The organism is Streptomyces sp. NBC_00631, assembly GCF_045206895.1.
Taxonomy (GTDB): Bacteria; Actinomycetota; Actinomycetes; order Streptomycetales; family Streptomycetaceae; genus Streptomyces.
This window is the reverse complement of the sequence record NZ_CP107734.1, coordinates 7,740,978-7,759,928: the sequence shown is the minus strand read 5'-3', so window position 1 is coordinate 7,759,928 and position 18,951 is coordinate 7,740,978. Positions and strand designations below refer to the sequence as shown.

The 18,951-nt window shown below is 70.8% G+C and carries 15 protein-coding genes; 5 read left to right on the top strand and 10 right to left on the bottom strand.

Features of this window, described 5'->3' with window-relative positions; all coding sequences use genetic code 11:
• Positions 1–34 precede the first annotated feature (34 nt).
• From OHB00_RS35775 to OHB00_RS35765, 3 genes are all read right to left on the bottom strand, one after another.
• On the bottom strand, positions 35–373 hold the full coding sequence (locus tag OHB00_RS35775) for a P-II family nitrogen regulator (RefSeq protein ID WP_089098508.1): 339 nt from the start codon (positions 371–373) through the stop codon (positions 35–37).
• A complete protein-coding gene (locus OHB00_RS35770) occupies positions 370–1,710 on the bottom strand; it encodes an ammonium transporter (protein WP_406441033.1) in 1,341 nt (446 codons plus the stop codon). The genes OHB00_RS35775 and OHB00_RS35770 overlap by 4 nt, the downstream gene beginning before the upstream one ends.
• 323 nt (positions 1,711–2,033) lie before the next feature.
• Positions 2,034–3,518, bottom strand: a complete 1,485-nt coding sequence (locus OHB00_RS35765) for a hypothetical protein (RefSeq protein ID WP_406441031.1) — start codon at positions 3,516–3,518, stop codon at positions 2,034–2,036.
• A gap of 457 nt (positions 3,519–3,975) precedes the next feature.
• Between OHB00_RS35765 and OHB00_RS35760 the strand changes: the two genes are divergently transcribed.
• Positions 3,976–4,632 (top strand): bifunctional DNA primase/polymerase, encoded by a 657-nt coding sequence (locus OHB00_RS35760; protein WP_406441029.1) that lies wholly within the window; start codon positions 3,976–3,978, stop codon positions 4,630–4,632.
• 123 nt (positions 4,633–4,755) lie between these two features.
• Here OHB00_RS35760 and ftsY read toward each other — a convergent pair whose 3' ends face one another.
• The gene (ftsY, locus tag OHB00_RS35755) at positions 4,756–5,949 is read right to left on the bottom strand and encodes a signal recognition particle-docking protein FtsY (protein WP_406441028.1); all 1,194 of its coding nucleotides are present in this window, start codon (positions 5,947–5,949) and stop codon (positions 4,756–4,758) included.
• Between the two features lie 138 nt (positions 5,950–6,087).
• Here ftsY and OHB00_RS35750 point away from each other — a divergent pair, with 138 nt between their 5' ends.
• Positions 6,088–7,563 (top strand): cytosine permease, encoded by a 1,476-nt coding sequence (locus tag OHB00_RS35750; RefSeq protein WP_406441026.1) that lies wholly within the window; start codon positions 6,088–6,090, stop codon positions 7,561–7,563.
• Positions 7,564–7,616: 53 nt separating this feature from the next.
• Positions 7,617–8,588 carry an LLM class flavin-dependent oxidoreductase gene (locus OHB00_RS35745; RefSeq protein WP_406441024.1) on the top strand — a complete coding sequence of 324 codons (972 nt, stop codon included), beginning with the start codon at positions 7,617–7,619 and terminating at the stop codon, positions 8,586–8,588.
• Between the two features lie 230 nt (positions 8,589–8,818).
• Here the strand turns inward: OHB00_RS35745 and OHB00_RS35740 are convergent, their stop codons facing one another.
• The 4 genes from OHB00_RS35740 to OHB00_RS35725 all read right to left on the bottom strand — a co-directional run bounded on the left by OHB00_RS35740 (position 8,819) and on the right by OHB00_RS35725 (position 15,375).
• Positions 8,819–10,237 carry a sugar porter family MFS transporter gene (locus OHB00_RS35740; RefSeq protein WP_406441022.1) on the bottom strand — a complete coding sequence of 473 codons (1,419 nt, stop codon included), beginning with the start codon at positions 10,235–10,237 and terminating at the stop codon, positions 8,819–8,821.
• Between the two features lie 297 nt (positions 10,238–10,534).
• Complete coding sequence (locus OHB00_RS35735; RefSeq protein ID WP_406441020.1) at positions 10,535–14,257, bottom strand: AAA family ATPase; 3,723 nt, start codon at positions 14,255–14,257, stop codon at positions 10,535–10,537.
• Positions 14,258–14,508: 251 nt separating this feature from the next.
• Positions 14,509–14,712: a hypothetical protein gene (locus OHB00_RS35730; protein ID WP_093498859.1), complete on the bottom strand. Its 204-nt coding sequence runs from the start codon at positions 14,710–14,712 to the stop codon at positions 14,509–14,511.
• Positions 14,713–15,093: 381 nt separating this feature from the next.
• The gene (locus OHB00_RS35725; protein ID WP_406441018.1) at positions 15,094–15,375 is read right to left on the bottom strand and encodes an acylphosphatase; all 282 of its coding nucleotides are present in this window, start codon (positions 15,373–15,375) and stop codon (positions 15,094–15,096) included.
• Positions 15,376–15,564: 189 nt separating this feature from the next.
• Here OHB00_RS35725 and OHB00_RS35720 point away from each other — a divergent pair, with 189 nt between their 5' ends.
• Both OHB00_RS35720 and OHB00_RS35715 read left to right on the top strand, forming a co-directional pair.
• Positions 15,565–16,698 (top strand): CAP domain-containing protein, encoded by a 1,134-nt coding sequence (locus OHB00_RS35720; protein ID WP_406441017.1) that lies wholly within the window; start codon positions 15,565–15,567, stop codon positions 16,696–16,698.
• Positions 16,699–16,769: 71 nt separating this feature from the next.
• Complete coding sequence (locus OHB00_RS35715; RefSeq protein WP_406441015.1) at positions 16,770–17,171, top strand: winged helix-turn-helix transcriptional regulator; 402 nt, start codon at positions 16,770–16,772, stop codon at positions 17,169–17,171.
• On the opposite strand, the gene mutM is transcribed toward OHB00_RS35715, so the two are convergent.
• Together mutM and rnc are read right to left on the bottom strand one after the other, a co-directional pair.
• Positions 17,144–18,004 (bottom strand): bifunctional DNA-formamidopyrimidine glycosylase/DNA-(apurinic or apyrimidinic site) lyase, encoded by an 861-nt coding sequence (mutM, locus tag OHB00_RS35710; protein WP_406441014.1) that lies wholly within the window; start codon positions 18,002–18,004, stop codon positions 17,144–17,146. The two genes, OHB00_RS35715 and mutM, sit on opposite strands and share 28 nt — an antisense overlap.
• Before the next feature lie 84 nt (positions 18,005–18,088).
• Positions 18,089–18,943 (bottom strand): ribonuclease III, encoded by an 855-nt coding sequence (gene rnc / locus OHB00_RS35705; RefSeq protein ID WP_406441013.1) that lies wholly within the window; start codon positions 18,941–18,943, stop codon positions 18,089–18,091.
• Between the last annotated feature and the right edge of the window lie 8 nt (positions 18,944–18,951).

Below are 18,951 nucleotides of genomic sequence, written 5' to 3'. Positions count from 1 at the left end.
CAGCGACTCCTGCCTGTATTCAGATGGTTCTGTTCTACAGCGCGTCCGGACCGCGCTCGCCGGTGCGGACCCGTACGGCGGTCTCGACCGGGACCGACCAGACCTTGCCGTCACCGATCTTGCCGGTGCGGGCGGCCTTGACGACGACGTCGATCAGCTGCTCGGCGTCCTCGTCCTCGGCCAGCACCTCGATGCGGATCTTGGGCACCAGGTCGACCGTGTACTCGGCACCACGGTAGACCTCGGTGTGGCCGCGCTGCCGACCGTAGCCGCTGGCCTCGGTGACCGTGAGGCCGTGGACGCCGAAGGCCTGCAGGGCCTCCTTGATCTCGTCGAGCCGGTGGGGCTTCACGACGGCGGTGATGAGCTTCATGCGTCCACCTTCTTGCTCGTGCCGGCCAGGGCCGCCGCGGAGACGGAGCCGACGACACCGCCGCCCGCACCGCTGAAGTCGTATGCAGTCTCGGCGTGCTCGGCCTGGTCGATGCCGGAGATCTCCTCGTCCTCGGTGACCCGCATGCCGATGGTCTTGTCGAGGAGGAAGGCGAGGACCGCGGAGGCGACCAGCGAGTAGCCGAGGACCGCGCCGACACCGGCGAACTGCTTCCACAGCTGGGTGAAGGAGTGGTCGCCGTAGAAGACGCCGGTCGCGGTGGACTGGCCCTTGCCGGTGGCGAAGAAGCCGATGAGCAGGGAGCCGATGATGCCGCCGACCATGTGGACGCCGACCACGTCGAGGGAGTCGTCGTAGCCGAACCTGAACTTCAGTCCGACGGCCGCGGCGCAGGCGACACCGGCGATGGCGCCGACGGCGATCGCGCCGAGCGGGGAGATCGCACCACCGGACGGGGTGATCGCGACCAGACCGGCGACCGCGCCGGAGGCGGCACCCAGGGTGGTGAACGCGCCGTGGCGGATCTTCTCGTAGGCGAGCCAGGCGAGCATGGCGGCGGCGGTGGCGACCTGCGTGTTGACGAACATCAGCGCGCCGACGCCGTCGTCGTTGCCGAGCCATGAGCCGGCGTTGAAGCCGAACCAGCCGAACCACAGCAGACCGGCGCCGAGCATGACCAGCGGGAGGCTGTGCGGGCGCATCGGGTCCTTCTTGAAGCCGACGCGCTTGCCGATGACCAGGATGACGCCGAGGGCGCCGGCACCTGCGTTGATGTGGACCGCGGTACCACCGGCGAAGTCGATCACGCCGAGCTTGTAGGCCCAGCCGTCGGCGCCCCAGACCCAGTGGGCGACCGGGACGTAGACGATCGTGAGCCACAGGGCGACGAAGAGCGCCCAGGCCGAGAACTTGACGCGGTCGGCGATGGCACCGCTTATCAGGGCCGGGGTGATGACCGCGAACATCATCTGGAAGACCATGAAGACGAAGATCGGGATCGTGTAGCCGTCCCAGAGCTCCGTCAGGCCGACGTTGCTCATGCCCAGCCAGTCGGAGTTGAACCCGATGAAGCCGTTGCTGGAGCCGAAGGCCAGGGAGAAGCCGTAGAGCACCCACAGGATGGTGACGATCCCGATGCTGACGAAACTCATCATCAGCATGTTCAGGGTGCTCTTGACGCGGACCATGCCTCCGTAGAAGAAGGCGAGGCCCGGCGTCATGAGCAGCACCAGGGCGGAACAGATGAGCATGAAGCCTGTGTTCGCGGAGGACAGCTTGGGTGCCTCCGCGGCAAGCGTGATGGCGGCTGGTGCCATCGGCGTCTCCTCGTCAATTGGTACGGCCCCGGGTGCGGGCGTGCGGTCCGGTGAAGCGGGGGGTGGGCCGGTTATGCGCCATGAGATTGACGCAGCGCGGTTTCGGACACCGCCCCTCGTTGTTTCGCCGGAGTGACGAAGGGGTCGCGGGTGTTACGCCTCGATGAACTGGCTGATGTTCGCCGACTGGATCGTTATCGTGGCGCAACCTTCACTCGGAGGAAAGAAACCGGCCGCGGCGGCCTTCCGATGACCTGGCGTGGGGGAGCCGAGTCGGGCAGTCGGGAGGGCCGGCCGCGGCCGGGGTCCGGGGATGCCGGGGTTCAGACCGCTTCGGCGGTCTCCGGGAGGTCGACGGCGAGCTGTTCGGTGAGGTCGATGACCGCCGCGAGGTCGCCGTGGTCGCGGACGGCCGAGTCGACCGTCTTTCGAATACGAGTGTTGACGCGCTCGGAGCGCACCTTCTTGGCGATGCCCATGGCCTCCGAGACCAGGGCCGTGCTCTGCTCCGGTTCGCCCCGCAGCAGGTGCACGGTGGCCATGCCGATGAGGTTGAGCGCGTACGACCGCTGGTGCTCGGCGTCCTTGGCGAACAGCTCCACGGCCTTCTGCATCAGCGGCTCGGCCAGGGAGGCGTAGGTGGGGCTGCGGCCGGCGACATAGGCGAGGTCGCGGAAGGAGTGGCTGTTCTCGCCGTAGAGCTCGGCCTCGGAGAAGAACCGGATCCAGTCGGGGTCCGGGTCGTCCCACTCGTCGGCCTCGGCGAAGGTGTCCTCGGCCATCCGGACCGCCCGCTTGCACTTGCCGGGCTGGCCCATGTTGGCGTAGGCGCGGGCCTCCATCGCATACAGCATCGACTGGGTGCGCGGGCTGGCGCAGTCCCGGCTGCCGTACTGGGCGAGGTGGATCAGCTCCAGGGCGTCGTCGGGCCGGCCGAGGTGGATCATCTGGCGGCTCATGCTGGAGAGGACGTACGAGCCCAGCGGTTTGTCACCGGCCTCCTTGGCCGCGTGCAGGGCGAGCACGAAGTACTTCTGGGCGGTCGGCTGGAGGCCGACGTCGTACGACATCCAGCCGGCCAGCTCGGCCAGCTCGGCGGCGACCTTGAAGAGCTTGCGGGCGGTGGCCGTGGGCTGGGGTTCCTGGAGGAGGTCGGTGACCTCGTGCAGCTGACCGACGACCGCCTTGCGGCGCAGGCCGCCGCCGCACTGGGCGTCCCACTGGCGGAACATCACCGTGGTGGACTCCAGCAGCTCCAGCTCGGGCTTGGAGAGACGGCCGGGGCGGCGGGAGTCGGCGGCGGTCTCGGGGGGCGGCTGCGGGCCGCCGGGCGAGGGGACCAGCCAGCGCTGCATGGGCTCGATGAGGGACGGGCCCGCCGACAGCACCAGCGACGTTCCGAGGAAGCCGCGCCGCGCCAGCATCAGGTCGCTGCGCGAGAACTCGCTGAGCAGGGCCACCGTCTGCGGGCCCGTCCAGGGCAGGTCGACGCCGGTCGCGGAGGGTGACTGGCGGGCGGCCCGCAGCCCCAGGTCCTCGACCGAGACGACGCAGCCGAACCGCTCGGAGAACAGCTCCGAGAGGATCCGGGGGATCGGCTCGCGCGGGTTCTCCCCGTCGAGCCAGCGGCGCACTCTGGACGTGTCCGTGGAGATGTGGTTGGCGCCCAACTGGCGTGCCCTGCGGTTCACTTGCCGAGCCAGCTCGCCCTTCGACCAGCCGCTGCGCACGAACCACGAGTTGAGCAGCTCGTTGGGGCGCTTGTCCGTGCTGGTCGCGGTCGTCCCGCTACCGCTGTTGCCGCCCACTGGAACGCCCCCATCCCTGAGACCACTTGATGCCGGATGCGCCAAGCCCTATCAGAATGCCGGTAAATACGGCTGCCCGTCCGGTAGTTCTCACCCTTCGAACGGGATGCCGAGTTGCCTCCGGCATACCCACGAGTGCAAGTGCCCCCAGGCCTCGTGTACTCAAAGTAATCCTACGATCACTGCTCCAGCCATGGCGATCCCGGAAACGCCACCATTCGCCACCCCTTCGAATGAACTCACGATGCCCTTGGCGCGATTCACTTGACATAGGACGGCCGGGAGTAGGCGGAGCGATGCACTCAGGGGCGCGCACCCCCCGGTGCACCACCCGGGGCGCTTCAGGGCGCTGCCATGACCCTGCGGGCGCGAGGGAAGGCGGAGCCGTAGCGTCACGTTCCGTTTCCGTCCCGTTCCGTGTCGTAACCACCGGCGCGCCGGACCCGTTGGAGGGGGCATGGGCTTCACGATCGGCGGCATTCGCGAGATCCGCTCCGGCACACGCCGGCGCGGTCGTTCATCGGACTGCACCGCCGTCGCCGAGTTCACCGGGCTGTGGGGCTGGGACGTGGTCCCGGGCGCCCGGGCCGCGGCCGGCGCGTGCTCCTGCGGGCACGCCGACTGCCCCGCGCCGGGAGCGCATCCGCTGGACTTCGCGCCGCAGGTGAACGCGGGCGCCACGCTCGACGAAGTCACCAAGGCCTGGGGGGAGTTCCCGGGTGCGGCGGTGATGCTGCCGGTCGGCCGCGCGTTCGACGTGATCGAGGTCGCCGAGCCCGCCGGGCGCCGCGCCCTGGTGCGCCTGGAGCGCATGGGCCTCCCGCTCGGTCCGGTCACCGCCACCCCGGACGGCCGCGCCCACTTCTTCGTCGCCCCCGGCGCCACCGCCGAACTCCCCGAGCTGCTCTACCGCATGGGGTGGGACAATCGGACCTCCCTCGACCTGCGCGGCCTCGGCGCGGGCAGCCACATCACCGCCCCGCCGTCCGACCGGGGCGGCCTGGGCCCGGTCCGCTGGCTGCGCCCACCGGCCCTGGACTCCGCGACGAGGCCACCGGCGGCGAGGCTGCTGCTGGGGACCCTGGCCTACGTGGCGCACCGGTCACGGGCGTAGCGGCACGAGCCGTAGGAGCGTGGTCGCTCGTACGCCGAAGCGCCCGTCCCGCCGTGGGGACCGGGCGCTTCTCTGCGATCCTGGGGCCGCGATCTGAGGGTGGGTAAATTCACCCCCTCCCGGTCAGTCACCGATAAGAGCATCCACGAACGCCTCCGGCTCGAACGGGGCCAGGTCGTCGGCGCCCTCACCGAGGCCGATGAGCTTGACGGGGACGCCCAGCTCGCGCTGGACCGCGATCACGATGCCGCCCTTGGCGGTGCCGTCCAGCTTGGTGAGGACAATCCCGGTGATGTCGACGACCTCGGCGAAGACCCGGGCCTGGATCAGACCGTTCTGGCCGGTGGTGGCGTCGAGGACGAGCAGCACCTCGTCCAGCGGGGCGTGCTTCTCGACGACCCGCTTGACCTTGCCCAGCTCGTCCATGAGGCCGGTCTTGGTGTGGAGGCGCCCGGCGGTGTCGATGAGCACCACGTCGACACCCATCTCCTTGCCCTCCTTCACCGCGTCGAAGGCGACGGAGGCGGGGTCGCCGGCCTCCGGCCCGCGCACGGTGTGGGCGCCGACCCGCTCCCCCCAGGTCTGGAGCTGGTCGGCGGCGGCGGCCCGGAAGGTGTCGGCGGCGCCGAGGACGACCGTCCGGCCGTCGGCGACGAGCACCCGGGCCAGCTTGCCGGTGGTGGTGGTCTTGCCGGTGCCGTTGACGCCGACGACCATCACGATGCCCGGCTTGCGGTCCTCGGGCTCGGTCTTCACCACACGGTCGGCATCGGTGCCGACCAGCTTGAGCAGTTCCTCGCGGAGCAGGCCGCGCAGCTCGTCGGGGGTGCGGGTGCCGAGCACCTTGACGCGCTCACGCAGCCGGTCGACCAGTTCGGTGGTGGGCTGCACACCGACGTCGGCGGTGAGCAGGGTGTCCTCGATCTCCTCCCAGGTCTCGTCGTCGAGGTGCTCGCGCGACAGCAGCGTGAGCAGCCCCTTGCCGAGGGCGGTCTGGGAACGGGAGAGCCGGGCGCGCAGCCGGACCAGCCGGCCGGCGGTGGGCTCGGGGATCTCGATCTCGGGGGCGGGGGGCTCCGCTACGACGACGGGAGCCGAGCCGTCGGGAAGGTCGACCTCCTCTATCGTCCGGCGCGGTTCGTCGCGCGGCGTCTCGGCCTCGTCGCCGACGTGCGGCTCGGCCGGGGGCGCGGTGATGTCGGGCGCGGCGGGGGGCGGCGGGGGCAGCGACTTCTTGCGCCGGCTGCCGACGACGAGCCCGCCCAGCGCGCCGAGCACGACCACGGCGATGACTACAGCAAGGATGACGGTTTCCATAACGGGTCCAGTATCCATCCCTCCCCCGCGGCCCACTTTGCTCCCTCGCGCGGGAGTTTCCGGGTGATCCCCCGAATTCGGGTGCCGGTTTTGTTACCTTTTGAGGAGATTAGTCGGATTACCGTACGATGACTGACCATGAGCCCCACCGCCCACCCCGATGGCGCGCTCGGACATCTCGAAGAGTCGCTGGAGCACCGTGGCCTCGAAACCCGGGGCCTCGAACCGGTCCCGGACGCCGAGCGCACCGCCACGCCCCGCGGTCTGCTCCCCACCTGGATCGCCGCCAACATCACCGTCCTGCTGGTGACCATGGGCGCGAGCCTGGCGGTGTCGTTCGGGCTGAACTTCTGGCAGGCCCTGGTGGTCGGCATCGCGGCACCGGTCGTGTCGTACGGCCTGGTCGGGCTCATCGGCATCGCGGGCAGACGCGGCGGCGCACCGGGCATGGCCCTCTCCCGCGCGGTCTTCGGCCAGCGCGGCAACCTGCTCCCGGGCGCGGTGATCTGGGTCGCGCGCTGGGGCTGGGAGACGATCAACGCGGTGACCGGCGCCTATGCGCTGCTGACGGTCCTGGAGATCCTGTTCGGGGTCAGGAGCAACACCGTCCTGATCATCGTCACCCTGTTCCTCTTCGTGATCACCACCTTCGCGATCTCGGGCATGGGCATCAGGGCGGTGCGGTACTGCAACCGGTGGGCGACCTGGCTGTTCGGCGCCTTCTCGCTGCTGGTCCTCGGCCGTCTGATCGCGGCGACGGACTGGTCCAGGGTGTTCGGCCGGCCCGCCGGCTCCGCGGCCGCGATGGTCACCGGGGCCGGGCTGATCGCGGCGGGCGGGATGAGCTGGGCACCGGCCGCGCCCGACTTCACGCGGTATCTGCCGGGTGCGGCGTCCTCGGCGGCGATCGTCCGCAACACGGTGGGCGGTGCCGGGATCGTCGTACTCCCCATGGTCCTGATGGGCACGGTGATGGCGTCCGCCACCCCGGGCCTCGCCAAGGCGGCCGACCCGGTCTCCTTCCTCGGCGAGGCCCTCCCCCGCTGGCTCGCGGTCCCCTATCTGCTCATCGCCCTGGTGGGGATGGAGACGATCAACGCGATGTCGATGTACTCGGCGGGCTTCACCGCGCAGACGCTGGGCTTCCGCATCCACCGGCACTGGGCGGTCTCGGTCAACGCGGTGATCTCGCTGCTCCTCGGCGGTGTCCTGATGCTGGCCGCGACCTCCTTCCTGGCCTCCTTCATCGCCTTCCTGTCGCTGCTGGCGGTGGCGTTCTCGGCGTGGGTGGGCGTCTTCGGGACCGACATGCTCCGCCGTCGGGAGTACGACGCGACGGCCCTCCTCGACACCACGCGCACCGGCGCCTACTGGTACCGGGCGGGCTTCTCCCCCGCCGCCGTCGCGGCCTGGGCGCTCGGCCTGACCGCCGGCCTGGTCTTCACCACGTGCGACTGGTTCACCGGCCCGCTCGCCGCGAACAACCCCGTCGGACGGTACGGCCTCGGCTGGCTCGCGACGATCGTCGTCTCGGGCCTGCTCTACGCGGTGCTGCCGAAGCCGGCGGTGGTGCCGGGGGCCGCCGCCGGGCAGCGCTCGCCTATGGCTGTCTGACGCATCGTCAGCTACCGTCCCCCGCACCAGCCGCCCGGTGAAGGGGGTCTCCCATGCCCGTCTCGGTCGTCCGTTTCAACCTCGTCGAACCCGGCGCCTCCCCGGCGAGCCTGGGGGCCCGGTACCGAGCGGCCCTCGACATGGCCGCGTACGCCGACGAGCACGGGGTCACCACCGTGCAGACCGAGGAACACCACGGCGTCGACAACAACTGGCTGCCCTCGCCGTTCGCCTTCGCGGGCGCGGTGTTCGGGGCGACCCGGAACATCGCGGTGACCGTGTCGGCCGTGATCGGCCCGCTGCACGACCCGCTGCGGCTGGCCGAGGACATCGCGGTCCTCGACCTGCTCAGCGGGGGCCGCCTGGTGACGGTGGCGGGGATCGGCTACCGGCCCGAGGAGTACGCCCTGTTCGACGTGGAGTGGAAGCGGCGGGGGCGGCTCCAGGACGAGCTGCTGGAGACGCTGCTGAAGGCGTGGACCGGCGAGGAGTTCGAGTACCGGGGCCGTACGGTACGGGTCACGCCGCGCCCCTTCACGGCCCCGCACCCCCTGCTCCTGGTAGGCGGTTCCTCCCAGGCCGCCGCGCGCCGCGCCGCCCGCCTCGGCCTGCCGTTCTTCCCGAGCGCCCATCTGCCGGAGCTGGAGGCCTACTACAAGGAGAAGCTCACCGAGTACGGCACGGAGGGCTGGACGATGATGCCCACGGCCGAGACGCCCCTGCTGCACATCGCCGAGGACCCGGACCGGGCGTGGGCCCGGTACGGCGAACACTTCCTGCACGAGGCCCGGATGTACGCGTCCTGGCAGTCCGGTGACATCCACTCGGCCGTGCGGTCCGCCGCGACCACGGTCGGGGAACTGCGCGAGGAGGGCGTCTACCGCATCCTCACCCCGCAGGAGTGCGTGACCTCCGGCCTGGACAACCTGGTCCTGCACCCGCTGGCGGGCGGGATGCCGGTGGAGGAGGGGTGGCGAAGCCTACGACTGTTCGCAGAGACCGTACTCCCGGCCCTGCCGGCGTAGCCGGGCGGGCCGGCCGACGGCCGGCCACGGGGTTCGGCACCGCCGGGCAGCGCGGTCGCGGTCGATCAACGTCGCGGCGGTGGGAAGGCCGCCGCGGCGGGATCGAGGGAGCCGAGCGTCTGCGCGACAGCGGAGCCGCCGCCCCGCCCGGGCAGTGACCGGGCGGGGCGGCGGGGGGATACGAGGAGAGGGGCAGCGGGGACTTGGCCCTTCTCCCCGAGTCGGGGGGCTCAGCCCATCTCCTCCAGGGCCTTGCCCTTCGTCTCCTTGACGTACTTGAGGACGAACGGGATGGAGAGGGCCGCGAAGACCGTGTAGATCACGTAGGTGCCGGAGAGGTTCCAGTCGGCCAGCGACGGGAAGCTCGCGGTGATGGCCCAGTTGGCCAGCCACTGCGCGGAGGCGGCCACACCCAGGGCGGCGGCGCGGATCCTGTTCGGGAACATCTCGCCGAGGAAGACCCAGACGACCACACCCCAGGACAGGGCGAAGAAGAGGACGAAGACGTGGGCGGCGATCAGGGCGATCCAGCCCTGCGCGGCCGGCAGCTTCCCGTCGACGAGGTCGTAGGAGAAGGCCCAGGCCTCCAGGGCGAGGCCGACGACCATGCCGACCGAACCGATGAGCGCCAGCGGCTTGCGGCCGATGCGGTCCACGAAGATCATCGCGATCACGGTGCCGATGATGTTGATGATCGACGTCGTGAAGGAGTAGAAGAACGAGTCCGTCGGGTCGACGCCCACCGACTGCCAGAGGGTGGAGGAGTAGTAGAACGCCACGTTGATGCCGACGAACTGCTGGAAGACCGACAGGCCGATGCCGACCCAGACGATCGGCTTGAAGAAGAAGGAGCCGCCGAGCAGGTCCTTGAACGTGGACCGGTGCTCGCTCTTCATCGCGTGCTCGATCTCCGCGACCCGGGCGTCCAGGTCGACGTTCTTGCCCTCGACCTCTTCGAGGATCGCGCGGGCGCGGTCACGCTTGCCGACGGAGAGCAGGAAGCGGGGGGACTCGGGGATCGCGAAGGAGAGCAGGCCGTACAGGCCGGCCGGGATCACCATGACGCCGAGCATGACCTGCCAGGCCTCCAGGCCCATCAGCTTGCCGCGCTGGTCGCCGCCGGCGGCGTTGAGCAGACCCCAGTTGACCAGCTGGGAGATGGCGATGCCGACGACGATCGCGGCCTGCTGGAAGGACCCCAGGCGGCCGCGGTAGGCGGGCGGGGCCACCTCGGCGATGTAGGCGGGGCCGATGACGGAGGCCATGCCGATGGCGAAGCCGCCGATGACCCGCCAGAAGGCGAGGTCCCAGAGCGCGAAGGGCAGCGCCGAGCCCACGGCGCTGATGGTGAACAGCACGGCCGCGATCTGCATGCAGCGGATACGGCCGATGCGGTCGGCTATCCGGCCGGCGGTCGCGGCGCCGATGGCGCAGCCGATCAGGGCGATGGCGATGACCTGGGCGAGGGCCGCGGACCCGATGTCGTAACGGCTCCGGATCGCCTCGACGGCACCGTTGATGACGGAGCTGTCGTAGCCGAAGAGGAAACCGCCCATCGCGGCCGCCGCCGCGATGAAGATGACATGCCCGAGGTGATCGGGGTGAGCCGTCCCGGCTCCTGACTGGGGTGCCTGCGCAGTGCTGGTCACAAGAAACTCCTCGGGCCACCGGCAACGCTGCCGGGGGTGGGGGGATGAGCCCTCTCAGGTTTAAGTGGCGCACACCTCCACACCGCTCACACCTGAAGGTAAAAGCAACGTTGCAGAGACTATGCCTTCAAGTTTCGAAGTCAATAGGGGCTGAGGTGTGAAGTTGCAGATACCACGCAATGAATATGCGTTCACTTCTTGAAGAAGAAGCGAAGGGGACGCACACCTAGGGGCGCGAAGCGCCGCGCGACCAGCCACGACGCACCCGCACCCGAGACCGTCGGCCATGACCCGGCGTCAGCGCAGCCGCTGGCTGATGACCTTCGACACACCGTCGCCCTGCATGGAGACGCCGTACAGCGCGTCGGCGACCTCCATCGTGCGCTTCTGGTGCGTGATCACGATGAGCTGGGACGACTCCTGGAGCTCCTGCATGATGCGGATCAGCCGCTGCAGGTTGGTGTCGTCCAGGGCCGCCTCGACCTCGTCCATGACGTAGAACGGGCTGGGGCGTGCCTTGAAGATCGACACCAGCATCGCGACCGCGGTCAGCGAGCGTTCGCCGCCGGACAGCAGGGAGAGCCGCTTGACCTTCTTGCCCGGCGGACGGGCCTCGACGTCCACGCCCGTCGTGAGCATGTTGTCGGGGTCGGTCAGGATCAGCCGTCCCTCGCCGCCCGGGAAGAGGCGGCTGAAGACGCCCTCGAACTCCCTCGCCGTGTCCCGGTACGCCTCGGTGAAGACCTGCTCGACGCGCTCGTCGACCTCCTTCACCACCTGAAGCAGGTCGGCGCGGGTCTTCTTCAGGTCCTCCAGCTGCTCACTGAGGAACTTGTGCCGCTCCTCAAGGGCCGCGAACTCCTCCAGGGCCAGCGGGTTCACCTTGCCGAGCTGCTGGTAGGCCCGCTCGGTCGCCTTGAGCCGGCGCTCCTGCTCGGCCCGGTGGAAGGGCTTGGGCTGGTTGCGCGGGTGCTCGGGGTCGTCCGGCAGCACCTCGCCCTCGGCGGGGGGCGAGGGCGGCACGAGCTGGTGCGGGCCGTACTCCTCGACGAGTCCCGCCGGTTCGACACCGAGCTCCTCCAGCGCCTTGGCCTCCAGCTGCTCGATCCGCAGCCGCTTCTCGGCGCCGAGTACCTCGCCTCGGTGAACTGAATCCGTGAGCTTGTCGAGTTCGGCCTTGAGATCGCGGCCGGCGGTGCGGGCGGCGGTCAGCTCCTGCTCGCGCCGGGCCTTCGCGGCTTCGGCGGCGGCACGTTCCTGCTCGGCCCGGCCCACGGAGACCTCGACGTGCGCCAGCAGTTGCCGCGCACCGGCGGCGACGGCCTCCGCGACCGCCGCCTCGTGGCGCAGCCGGGCCCGGCGCTGCTCGGCACGCGCGCGTGCGTCGCGTTCCGCGCGGGCGGCGCGGTCCAGGGAGTCGGCGCGGCCCGCCAGCCCCTTGACCCGTTCCTCGTGGGTACGGACCTGGAGCCGGGCCTCCATCTCGGTCTGGCGGGCGTTGGCGCCGTCGGCGGCGAGCCGGTCCCGCGCCGAGGTGTCGGGTTCCTCCTCGACGGGCATCTCCTCGGCCACGGCGAGCCGCTCGGCGAGAACCTCCACCTCTTCGAGGGCATTGTCGAGGGAGTCCTGGGCGCGAGCGGCGGCGGCCGCCGAACGTTCCGCCTCGCCCGCCGCGCCGCGGGCCTGTCCGGCGAGGCGGCCGAGCTGCTGGGCGACCGCCGACTTCTCGCGGTCGGCGGCGCGGCGCCGCTCCCCCAGGTCCTCGACGAGGGCGGCGCACTCCTTGCGGTGCGCCTGGGCCGACTCCTGCGCCTCGGCGAGCTCCTCGCAGCGGACGGCGAGCTCTTCCAGTTCGGCGGCGGCCTCGTCCACGGAGGCCTGCACTTCGAGCAGGCTGGGTGCGCCGGCGGAGCCGCCGTGGGCGAAGTGGGCGCCGAGGAGGTCGCCTTCGGCGGTCACGGCGGTGAGGTGGGGGTGGCGGTAGACGAGGTCTTCCGCGGCTTCGAGGGTGTCGACGACGACGATGCCCGTGAGCAGGCGTCGTACGGCGGGCATGAGGTCGGCGGGGCCGCGGACGAGGTCGGCGGCGAAGTTCCCTGACGGGAGGGCCGTGATAGGTCGTCGGTCGACCGGCGCGCCGTCGTGGCCGGTCGCGCCGTTCCCCGCGCCCCTGGGGGGCGCTGCCAAGTCGTCGGCTGCTTCGAGCGCCGTGGGAGGTCGTCGGTCGACCGGCGCGCCGTCGTGGCCGGTCGCGCCGTTCCCCGCGCCCCCATGGGGCGCTACGGACTGGGGGGCCTCAGGAGCCCCCGCCAGCAGCAGTGCCGCCCTGCCTCCGTCCTGCTTGCGCAGCAGGCGGATCGCGTCGGCTGCCGAGGCCGGGGTGGTCACGGCGATGGCGTCCGCCGCCGCGCCGAACGCGGCCGCCAGGGCGGTCTCGTGGCCCGGGGTGATCGTGAGGAGTTCTGCCGCCGGGCCCAGGACGCCGGCGAGGCGGTCGCGTGCGCCGAGCAGTATTCCGGTGCCGTCCTTGCGGCGCAGGCCCAGCGCCAGTGCCTCGTGGCGGGCCTGGGTCGCGGCGCGCTTGCGTTCCGCCGCCGTGACCGCCTCGCGGGCCGCGGTCAGGGCGGTCTCCGCCTCGGTGAGCCGGTGCTTGGCCCGGTCGTGCTGTGCGGCCAGCTCCTCGTCGCCGGCGTCGAGGCCGTCGACCTCCGCCTTCAGCGCCTCGTACTCCTCCTGCGCCGAGACCGCCCGCTCCTGGGCCTCGTCGCGGGCGGCGGCGAGCCGGTCGATCTCGGCCTGGGCGGACGCGGCACGCGAGCGGGCCGCGCCCACCTGGCCGTTCAGCCGGGCCAGGCTCTCGCGGCGGTCGGCGATGGAGCGGGCCACGTCCTTCAGGCGCCGTTCCTCCACGGCCAGCTCGCGCTCCAGCTCGGCGCGGTGGGCGACGGTGTCGTCCAGGGCGTGCTGGGCCGCCTCCAGGGAGGCTTCCAGCTCGGCCTCCTGCTCACGGATGCGGTGGGCCTCGCGCTCCATGTCCTCGGGGTCGCGGCCGCGCCGTTCCTCGGGGGGCGCGGAGGCGGCGCTCTTCACCCGGGCGTCGGCCAGCGAGATGGTGCCGCGGACCCGTTCGGCGAGCTGGGAGAGCTCGTACCAGGTCTGCTGGGCCCGCTGCAGGCGCGGGGTGAGCCGCCGTACCTCGTCCTCAAGGAGGGCCTCGCGCTGGAGGGCCTTCTTCAGCTCCTGCTCGGCGGCTTCCTTGCGTTCCTTGAGGGCGGCCTCGTCGGCGATCTCGGTCTGGAGTGCGTTGCGCAGTCGTACGAGGTCGTCGGCGAGCAGGCGCAGGCGCGCGTCCCGCAGATCCGCCTGGATGACCGCGGCCCTGCGGGCGACCGCCGCCTGGCGGCCCAGTGGCTTGAGCTGGCGGCGGAGTTCGTCGGTCAGGTCCTGGACACGGGCGAGGTTGGCCTGCATCGCGTCCAGCTTGCGCAGCGCCTTCTCCTTGCGCTTGCGGTGCTTGAGGACGCCGGCCGCCTCCTCGATGAAGGCGCGGCGGCCCATCGGGTCCGCGTGCAGGACGGAGTCGAGCTGGCCCTGGCCGACGATGACGTGCATCTCGCGGCCGATGCCGGAGTCGGAGAGGAGTTCCTGGATGTCCAGGAGGCGGCAGGTGTCGCCGTTGATCTGGTACTCGCTGCCGCCGTTGCGGAACATGATCCGCGTGATGGTGACCTCGGCGTACTCGATGGGCAGAGCGCCGTCGGAGTTGTCGATGGTGAGGGACACCTCGGCGCGGCCCAGCGGCGGGCGCCCGGTGGTGCCGGCGAAGATGACGTCCTCCATCTTGCCGCCGCGCAGCGACTTGGCGCTGTGCTCGCCCATGACCCAGGTGAGCGCGTCCACCACATTGGACTTGCCCGAGCCGTTCGGACCGACGACACACGTGATCCCCGGTTCGAACCGGAGCGTGGTCGCCGAGGCGAACGACTTGAACCCGCGGAGGGTCAGGGCCTTGAGGTGCACGCCGTCGGACTCTACCCGGCGGCGCTACCGCACTCCACGAAGCCTCGCAACCGCGCGGTTTCACGCATGAACATGCAGGGCACACCAGACGTTAAAGAAGGTGAAAGGATGCGCGGGGCTGGAAGGGCCCCGGCTCGGGCTCGGGGGCAAGAAAGAAGGGACGCCGGGGCGTCCCTTGCAAATCTTGACAACTTAAGCGGTTGAAAAGGCTGCCCAACCGCCGCATGTGCTGTTGTGGAGCGATGCAGCGATCAGGTGAGCGCAGGCTCCGCCTGGTTTGCGTCGATGCTCTCCATGATCCTGTCGGGAGAAGCGGCAGCCGTCAGCGCGTCGTTCTCGGCCTGAATCCGTACGAGCTCGGATTCGAGGTCCTGGACACGCTGCTGGAGCCGTCGCATCTCGGCGAGGAGTCGCGGGTCGGAGCCGCCGACGTAACCGAGAAGCGCCTTTGCCATGATGGATGGTCCTCCACACTGAGTGACCGACCGAAGCGGTGTGGGTCGTGAGGGATCGCACCCGCGGTGCTTGACACATCCGAGTGTTGCTCGACTGTTGCGCCATGCCAAACAGCTAAGGTGCGCGGGGCTTTCAGCGTCTCACCAAAAAGTTTGACGGTCAACACGATCACACCCCGTATTGGCGGGCGAACCCGTGGTCGGGCGGCCCTGGCCGGGCGGCGCTGCGACTCCCGCGGGGCCCTCAGGGCGTGGCGATCATCTGTAAGTCCGGAGCCTGCCACGACACGCGGTTCTTGGCAACCACCAGGCCATTTCTGCTCCGGGCACATGCCGGTGGCAGTTCACTCCGCTTCCGCCGCGCGGCTTCACAGCGCGGGTTCAGCGGATGGCGAAGCCGTCGTAGCCGCCCCGGGGTGTGTCCCAGATCTCGGTGACACCCTCTACCCGCCCGGGCGTGTCATCGCCTCGCAGCCAGCCGAGCAGCCCTTCGCAGCCCGCCCGGGAGCCCTCCGCGACCACCTGGACGCGGCCGTCACCCAGGTTGAGAGCAAAACCACTCAGGCCGCCGATCTCTAGCGCCTTGGCCCGCGTGAACCAGCGGAATCCCACACCCTGCACGCGTCCACGGACCCAGGCGACCAGTCGTACATCCTCGCTCATGGGTGCAACCTAACCGGCCAATGTCCCACTGGGCACTTCCTCCCTCAGCGGTATGGGGTACCGTCCCCACCCAACGAATCTCATATGAAACTCACTCGATCGAGTGAGTCTGGTTGACCAGAAGGAGTCATTGGCCACACCGGCCCCTGGTCGACCCCGACCGCGAGGACGAGGGAAGAGGGCAAGGACATGGGACGCCACCGACGCCACGCCGCCGGCCGCGCCGCCACGAGCCGCGCCACGGGGACCACGGAGAACAACGGCTCGTACACGGGCGGCCACGACCCGCAGGACTCGTACGCGGGCCTCCGCTACGGCACGGGCACGGCGGCCTACCTGCGCCAGGAGGAGTACGCCGACACCAACGCGCGTAGCTCGGCCTACCTGTTCGAGACCGACGGCGACTACGCCCGCTTCATGAACCCCGCCGACTTCCCGGCCGAGGAGTTCACCCCGGCCGGCGGCTCCCCCTCGGGCGGTGGGCGCCGGCGCCGGAAGAAGGCCGGGCGGCCCGTGGCCACCGGGCTGCTCGGGGTCTCCGCCGCCGTCGCCATCGGCACGGTCGCGGTGGCCACCGGTGTGGTGCCGGGCCTGGAGAACTACAAGCTCGGCGGCGGCAGCAGCACGACCGGCGGCGAGCGGGTGCAGGCCGACGGCGCGCCCAGCAACTCGGCCACCGAGCAGGGCGGCGCCTCCGGCAGCGCGGAGAGCCGCGGCACCGGCTCGTCGACCAGCCGGGACACCCAGCGCTCCGCCTCGCCCACGCCGACGGCCTCCGCCTCGAAGTCCGCCTCCGCGTCCGCCTCCGCGTCACCCACCCCGACGAAGACGGCGACCGAGAAGCCGACGCCCACCGCCACGCCGTCCAAGAAGCCGACGGCCACCCCGAGCAGGACCGCCACCAAGGCGCCGGTGAAGACCGCCGCGCCGATCACCTCCTCCGAGGCGGCCGTCGTCGAGGCCGAGGTGCTGAAGCTGGTGAACGTGGAGCGGGCCAAGGTCGGCTGCAGCGCGCTGTCGGCGAACTCCTCACTGACCGGGCTGGCCGAGGCGTTCAGTGACGACATGGCCGCGCGGGACTTCTTCGACCACACCGACCCGGACGGCAAGACGCCGTGGGACCGGGCCGCGGCGGCCGGCATATCCAACCTCGGCGGCGAGAACATAGCCCGCGGCCAGGCCACCGCCCAGGCCGTCATGGACGCCTGGATGAACAGCGCGGGCCACCGCGCCAACATCCTGAACTGCGACTTCAAGACCCTCGGGGTCGGGGTGCACTTCGGCGAGGGCGGGCCGTGGTGGACGCAGGACTTCGGCTACTAGCCACCAGGGGTGCGCTAACCAGCAGTTAGCGCACACTGTCGGTTAGCGCTGTGCTCCCGTACGCTTGACGCATGACCACCACCCAGGACGGCGTCGTGGAGCCGCAGCCTCCGTACGACGTCTTCGCCCGGGCCTGTCCCTCCCGCACCACCCTTGAGCACGTCATGGGCCGCTGGGGCGGGCTCACCCTGAGCGCGCTGCACGAGGGGTCGTTCCGGTTCAACGAGCTGCGCCGGCGCGTCGACGGCGTCAGCGAGAAGATGCTCTCCCAGACGCTCCAGGCCCTGGAGCGCGACGGCCTGGTGCATCGCGAGGCGCAGCCGACCAACCCGCCGCGCGTCGACTACGAACTCACCCCGCTCGGCCACGCGGTCGCCGAACGCCTGCTGTCCGTCGTCCACCTCGTGGAGAGCCGGATGGACGAGGTGCTGGTCGCCCGGGAGCGTTACGACGAGACGCGCGGCGCCCGCTGACACGTCGGGCAGAAGTAGCTGGACCGGTTCATCCAGGGCCGCCTGCGCATCGGCGTGCCGCATCGCCGGCAGGGCAGCCCCTCCCGGCCGTAGGCGTCCAGTGAGCGGTCGAAGTACCCCGACTCGCCGTTGACGTTGACGTACAGGCTGTCGAAGCTGGTGCCGCCGACCGCCAGCGCCGCGTTCATCACGTCCCGTACATGGCCGAGGAGTTCGGCGGTGCGCGGGCGGGTGAAGCCGGCGGTCGGCCGCTCGTAGTGGACGCGGGCGCGCCAAAGTGCCTCGTCCGCGTAGATGTTGCCGACTCCGCTGATCAACGACTGGTCCAGCAGCGCCCTCTTGATGGTGGACCGCTTCCGGCGCAGCGCCTGGTGGAAGGCCTCGTCGTCGAACAGCGGGTCGAGCGGGTCACGCGCGATGTGCGCGATGACGTCGGGCAGTCCGTCGAGGGTGTTGTCGTGCAACGACAGTCCGCCGAAGGTGCGTTGGTCGACGAAGCGGAGTTCCGTACCCAGGCCGTCGGCGAACCGGACGCGGATGCGCAGGTGCTTCTCCTCAGGCGCCTCGTGCGGCTGGACCAGCAGCTGGCCGCTCATGCCGAGGTGCGCGAGGATCGACTGGTCGGTGTCCTCCAACGGCAGCCACAGGTACTTGCCGCGCCGGCTCGGGGTGCCGATGCGGTGGCCCTTCAGCCGGTGCGCGAAGTCGTCGGCGCCGGCCAGGTGCCGTCGTACGGCACGCGGGTGCCGGACCTCGGCCTCGGCCACGACGCGATGGGCGACCCACCGCTCCAGGCCGCGCCGTACGACCTCCACCTCGGGCAATTCAGGCATCGGGACTCCCGGGAAGACCATGGAAGACTCCGAGCGCCCGCCCCCTTCGACTACCGGGTGCGGGCGCTCGGGCTGCGCTGTTCGTCAGGCGGAGGCGGCGGACGACGACGGGCCGTCGTCCTCCTCGGCCTCGGCCTCGGCGGCCTGTGCGGCTGCCGCGGCCTCGGCACGCTCGTCCGCCGCGGCGCGGATGGCGCGCCAGGCGGACTCGGCGGCCTGCTGCTCCGCCTCCTTCTTGCTGCGGCCGGTGCCGGTGCCGTACGAGACGCCTCCGACGCGGGCGGCAGCAGTGAAGGTCTTCTCGTGGTCGGGGCCGGTCTCCGTGACCAGGTACTCGGGCACGCCGAGGCCCTCCGTCGCGGTGAGCTCCTGGAGACTGGTCTTCCAGTCCAGGCCGGCTCCGAGGTTCGAGGACTTCTCGATCAGCGGGTCGAAGAGCCGGTGCACCAGCTCGGACGCCGAGTCGAGGCCCTGGTCGAGATAGACCGCGCCGATCACCGCTTCCAGGGTGTCGGCGAGGATGGACGCCTTGTCCCGGCCGCCCGTGCCCTCTTCACCGCGGCCGAGCCGGATGAAGGAGCCCAGGTCGAGACCGCGGCCCACCTCCGCGAGCGCACGCGAGTTCACCACCGCGGCCCGGAGCTTGGCCAGCTGGCCCTCGGGCAGGTCGGGGTGGGTGTTGTACAGCGTGTCCGTGACGACGAGGCCGAGGACGGAGTCACCGAGGAACTCCAGCCGCTCGTTCGTCGGCAGACCGCCGTTCTCGTACGCGAAGGAACGGTGGGTCAGCGCACGCACCAGAAGGGCGGACTCAAGCTTGTAGCCGAGCCGCCCTTCCAGAAGCGTGTGGGACGAGGCCGTGCTGTCCGCCTTCTTCTTGGCGGTTGGGTCCGCCTTGGGCTCATCGCCCTTCTTTGGACTGGACACAGTGCCTCTCACCTGGCCGC

What these genes read in the sequence shown, in the direction of transcription:
- ftsY (WP_406441028.1), bottom strand. Translation starts at nt 5,949, where the DNA reads ATGGAAACCGTCATCCTTGCTGTAGTCATCGCCGTGGTCGTGCTCGGC.
- OHB00_RS35775 (WP_089098508.1), bottom strand. Translation starts at nt 373, where the DNA reads ATGAAGCTCATCACCGCCGTCGTGAAGCCCCACCGGCTCGACGAGATC.
- OHB00_RS35760 (WP_406441029.1), top strand. Translation starts at nt 3,976, where the DNA reads ATGGGCTTCACGATCGGCGGCATTCGCGAGATCCGCTCCGGCACACGC.
- OHB00_RS35730 (WP_093498859.1), bottom strand. Translation starts at nt 14,712, where the DNA reads ATGGCAAAGGCGCTTCTCGGTTACGTCGGCGGCTCCGACCCGCGACTC.
- OHB00_RS35725 (WP_406441018.1), bottom strand. Translation starts at nt 15,375, where the DNA reads ATGAGCGAGGATGTACGACTGGTCGCCTGGGTCCGTGGACGCGTGCAG.
- OHB00_RS35715 (WP_406441015.1), top strand. Translation starts at nt 16,770, where the DNA reads ATGACCACCACCCAGGACGGCGTCGTGGAGCCGCAGCCTCCGTACGAC.
- OHB00_RS35750 (WP_406441026.1), top strand. Translation starts at nt 6,088, where the DNA reads ATGAGCCCCACCGCCCACCCCGATGGCGCGCTCGGACATCTCGAAGAG.
- OHB00_RS35720 (WP_406441017.1), top strand. Translation starts at nt 15,565, where the DNA reads ATGGGACGCCACCGACGCCACGCCGCCGGCCGCGCCGCCACGAGCCGC.
- mutM (WP_406441014.1), bottom strand. Translation starts at nt 18,004, where the DNA reads ATGCCTGAATTGCCCGAGGTGGAGGTCGTACGGCGCGGCCTGGAGCGG.
- OHB00_RS35770 (WP_406441033.1), bottom strand. Translation starts at nt 1,710, where the DNA reads ATGGCACCAGCCGCCATCACGCTTGCCGCGGAGGCACCCAAGCTGTCC.
- OHB00_RS35745 (WP_406441024.1), top strand. Translation starts at nt 7,617, where the DNA reads ATGCCCGTCTCGGTCGTCCGTTTCAACCTCGTCGAACCCGGCGCCTCC.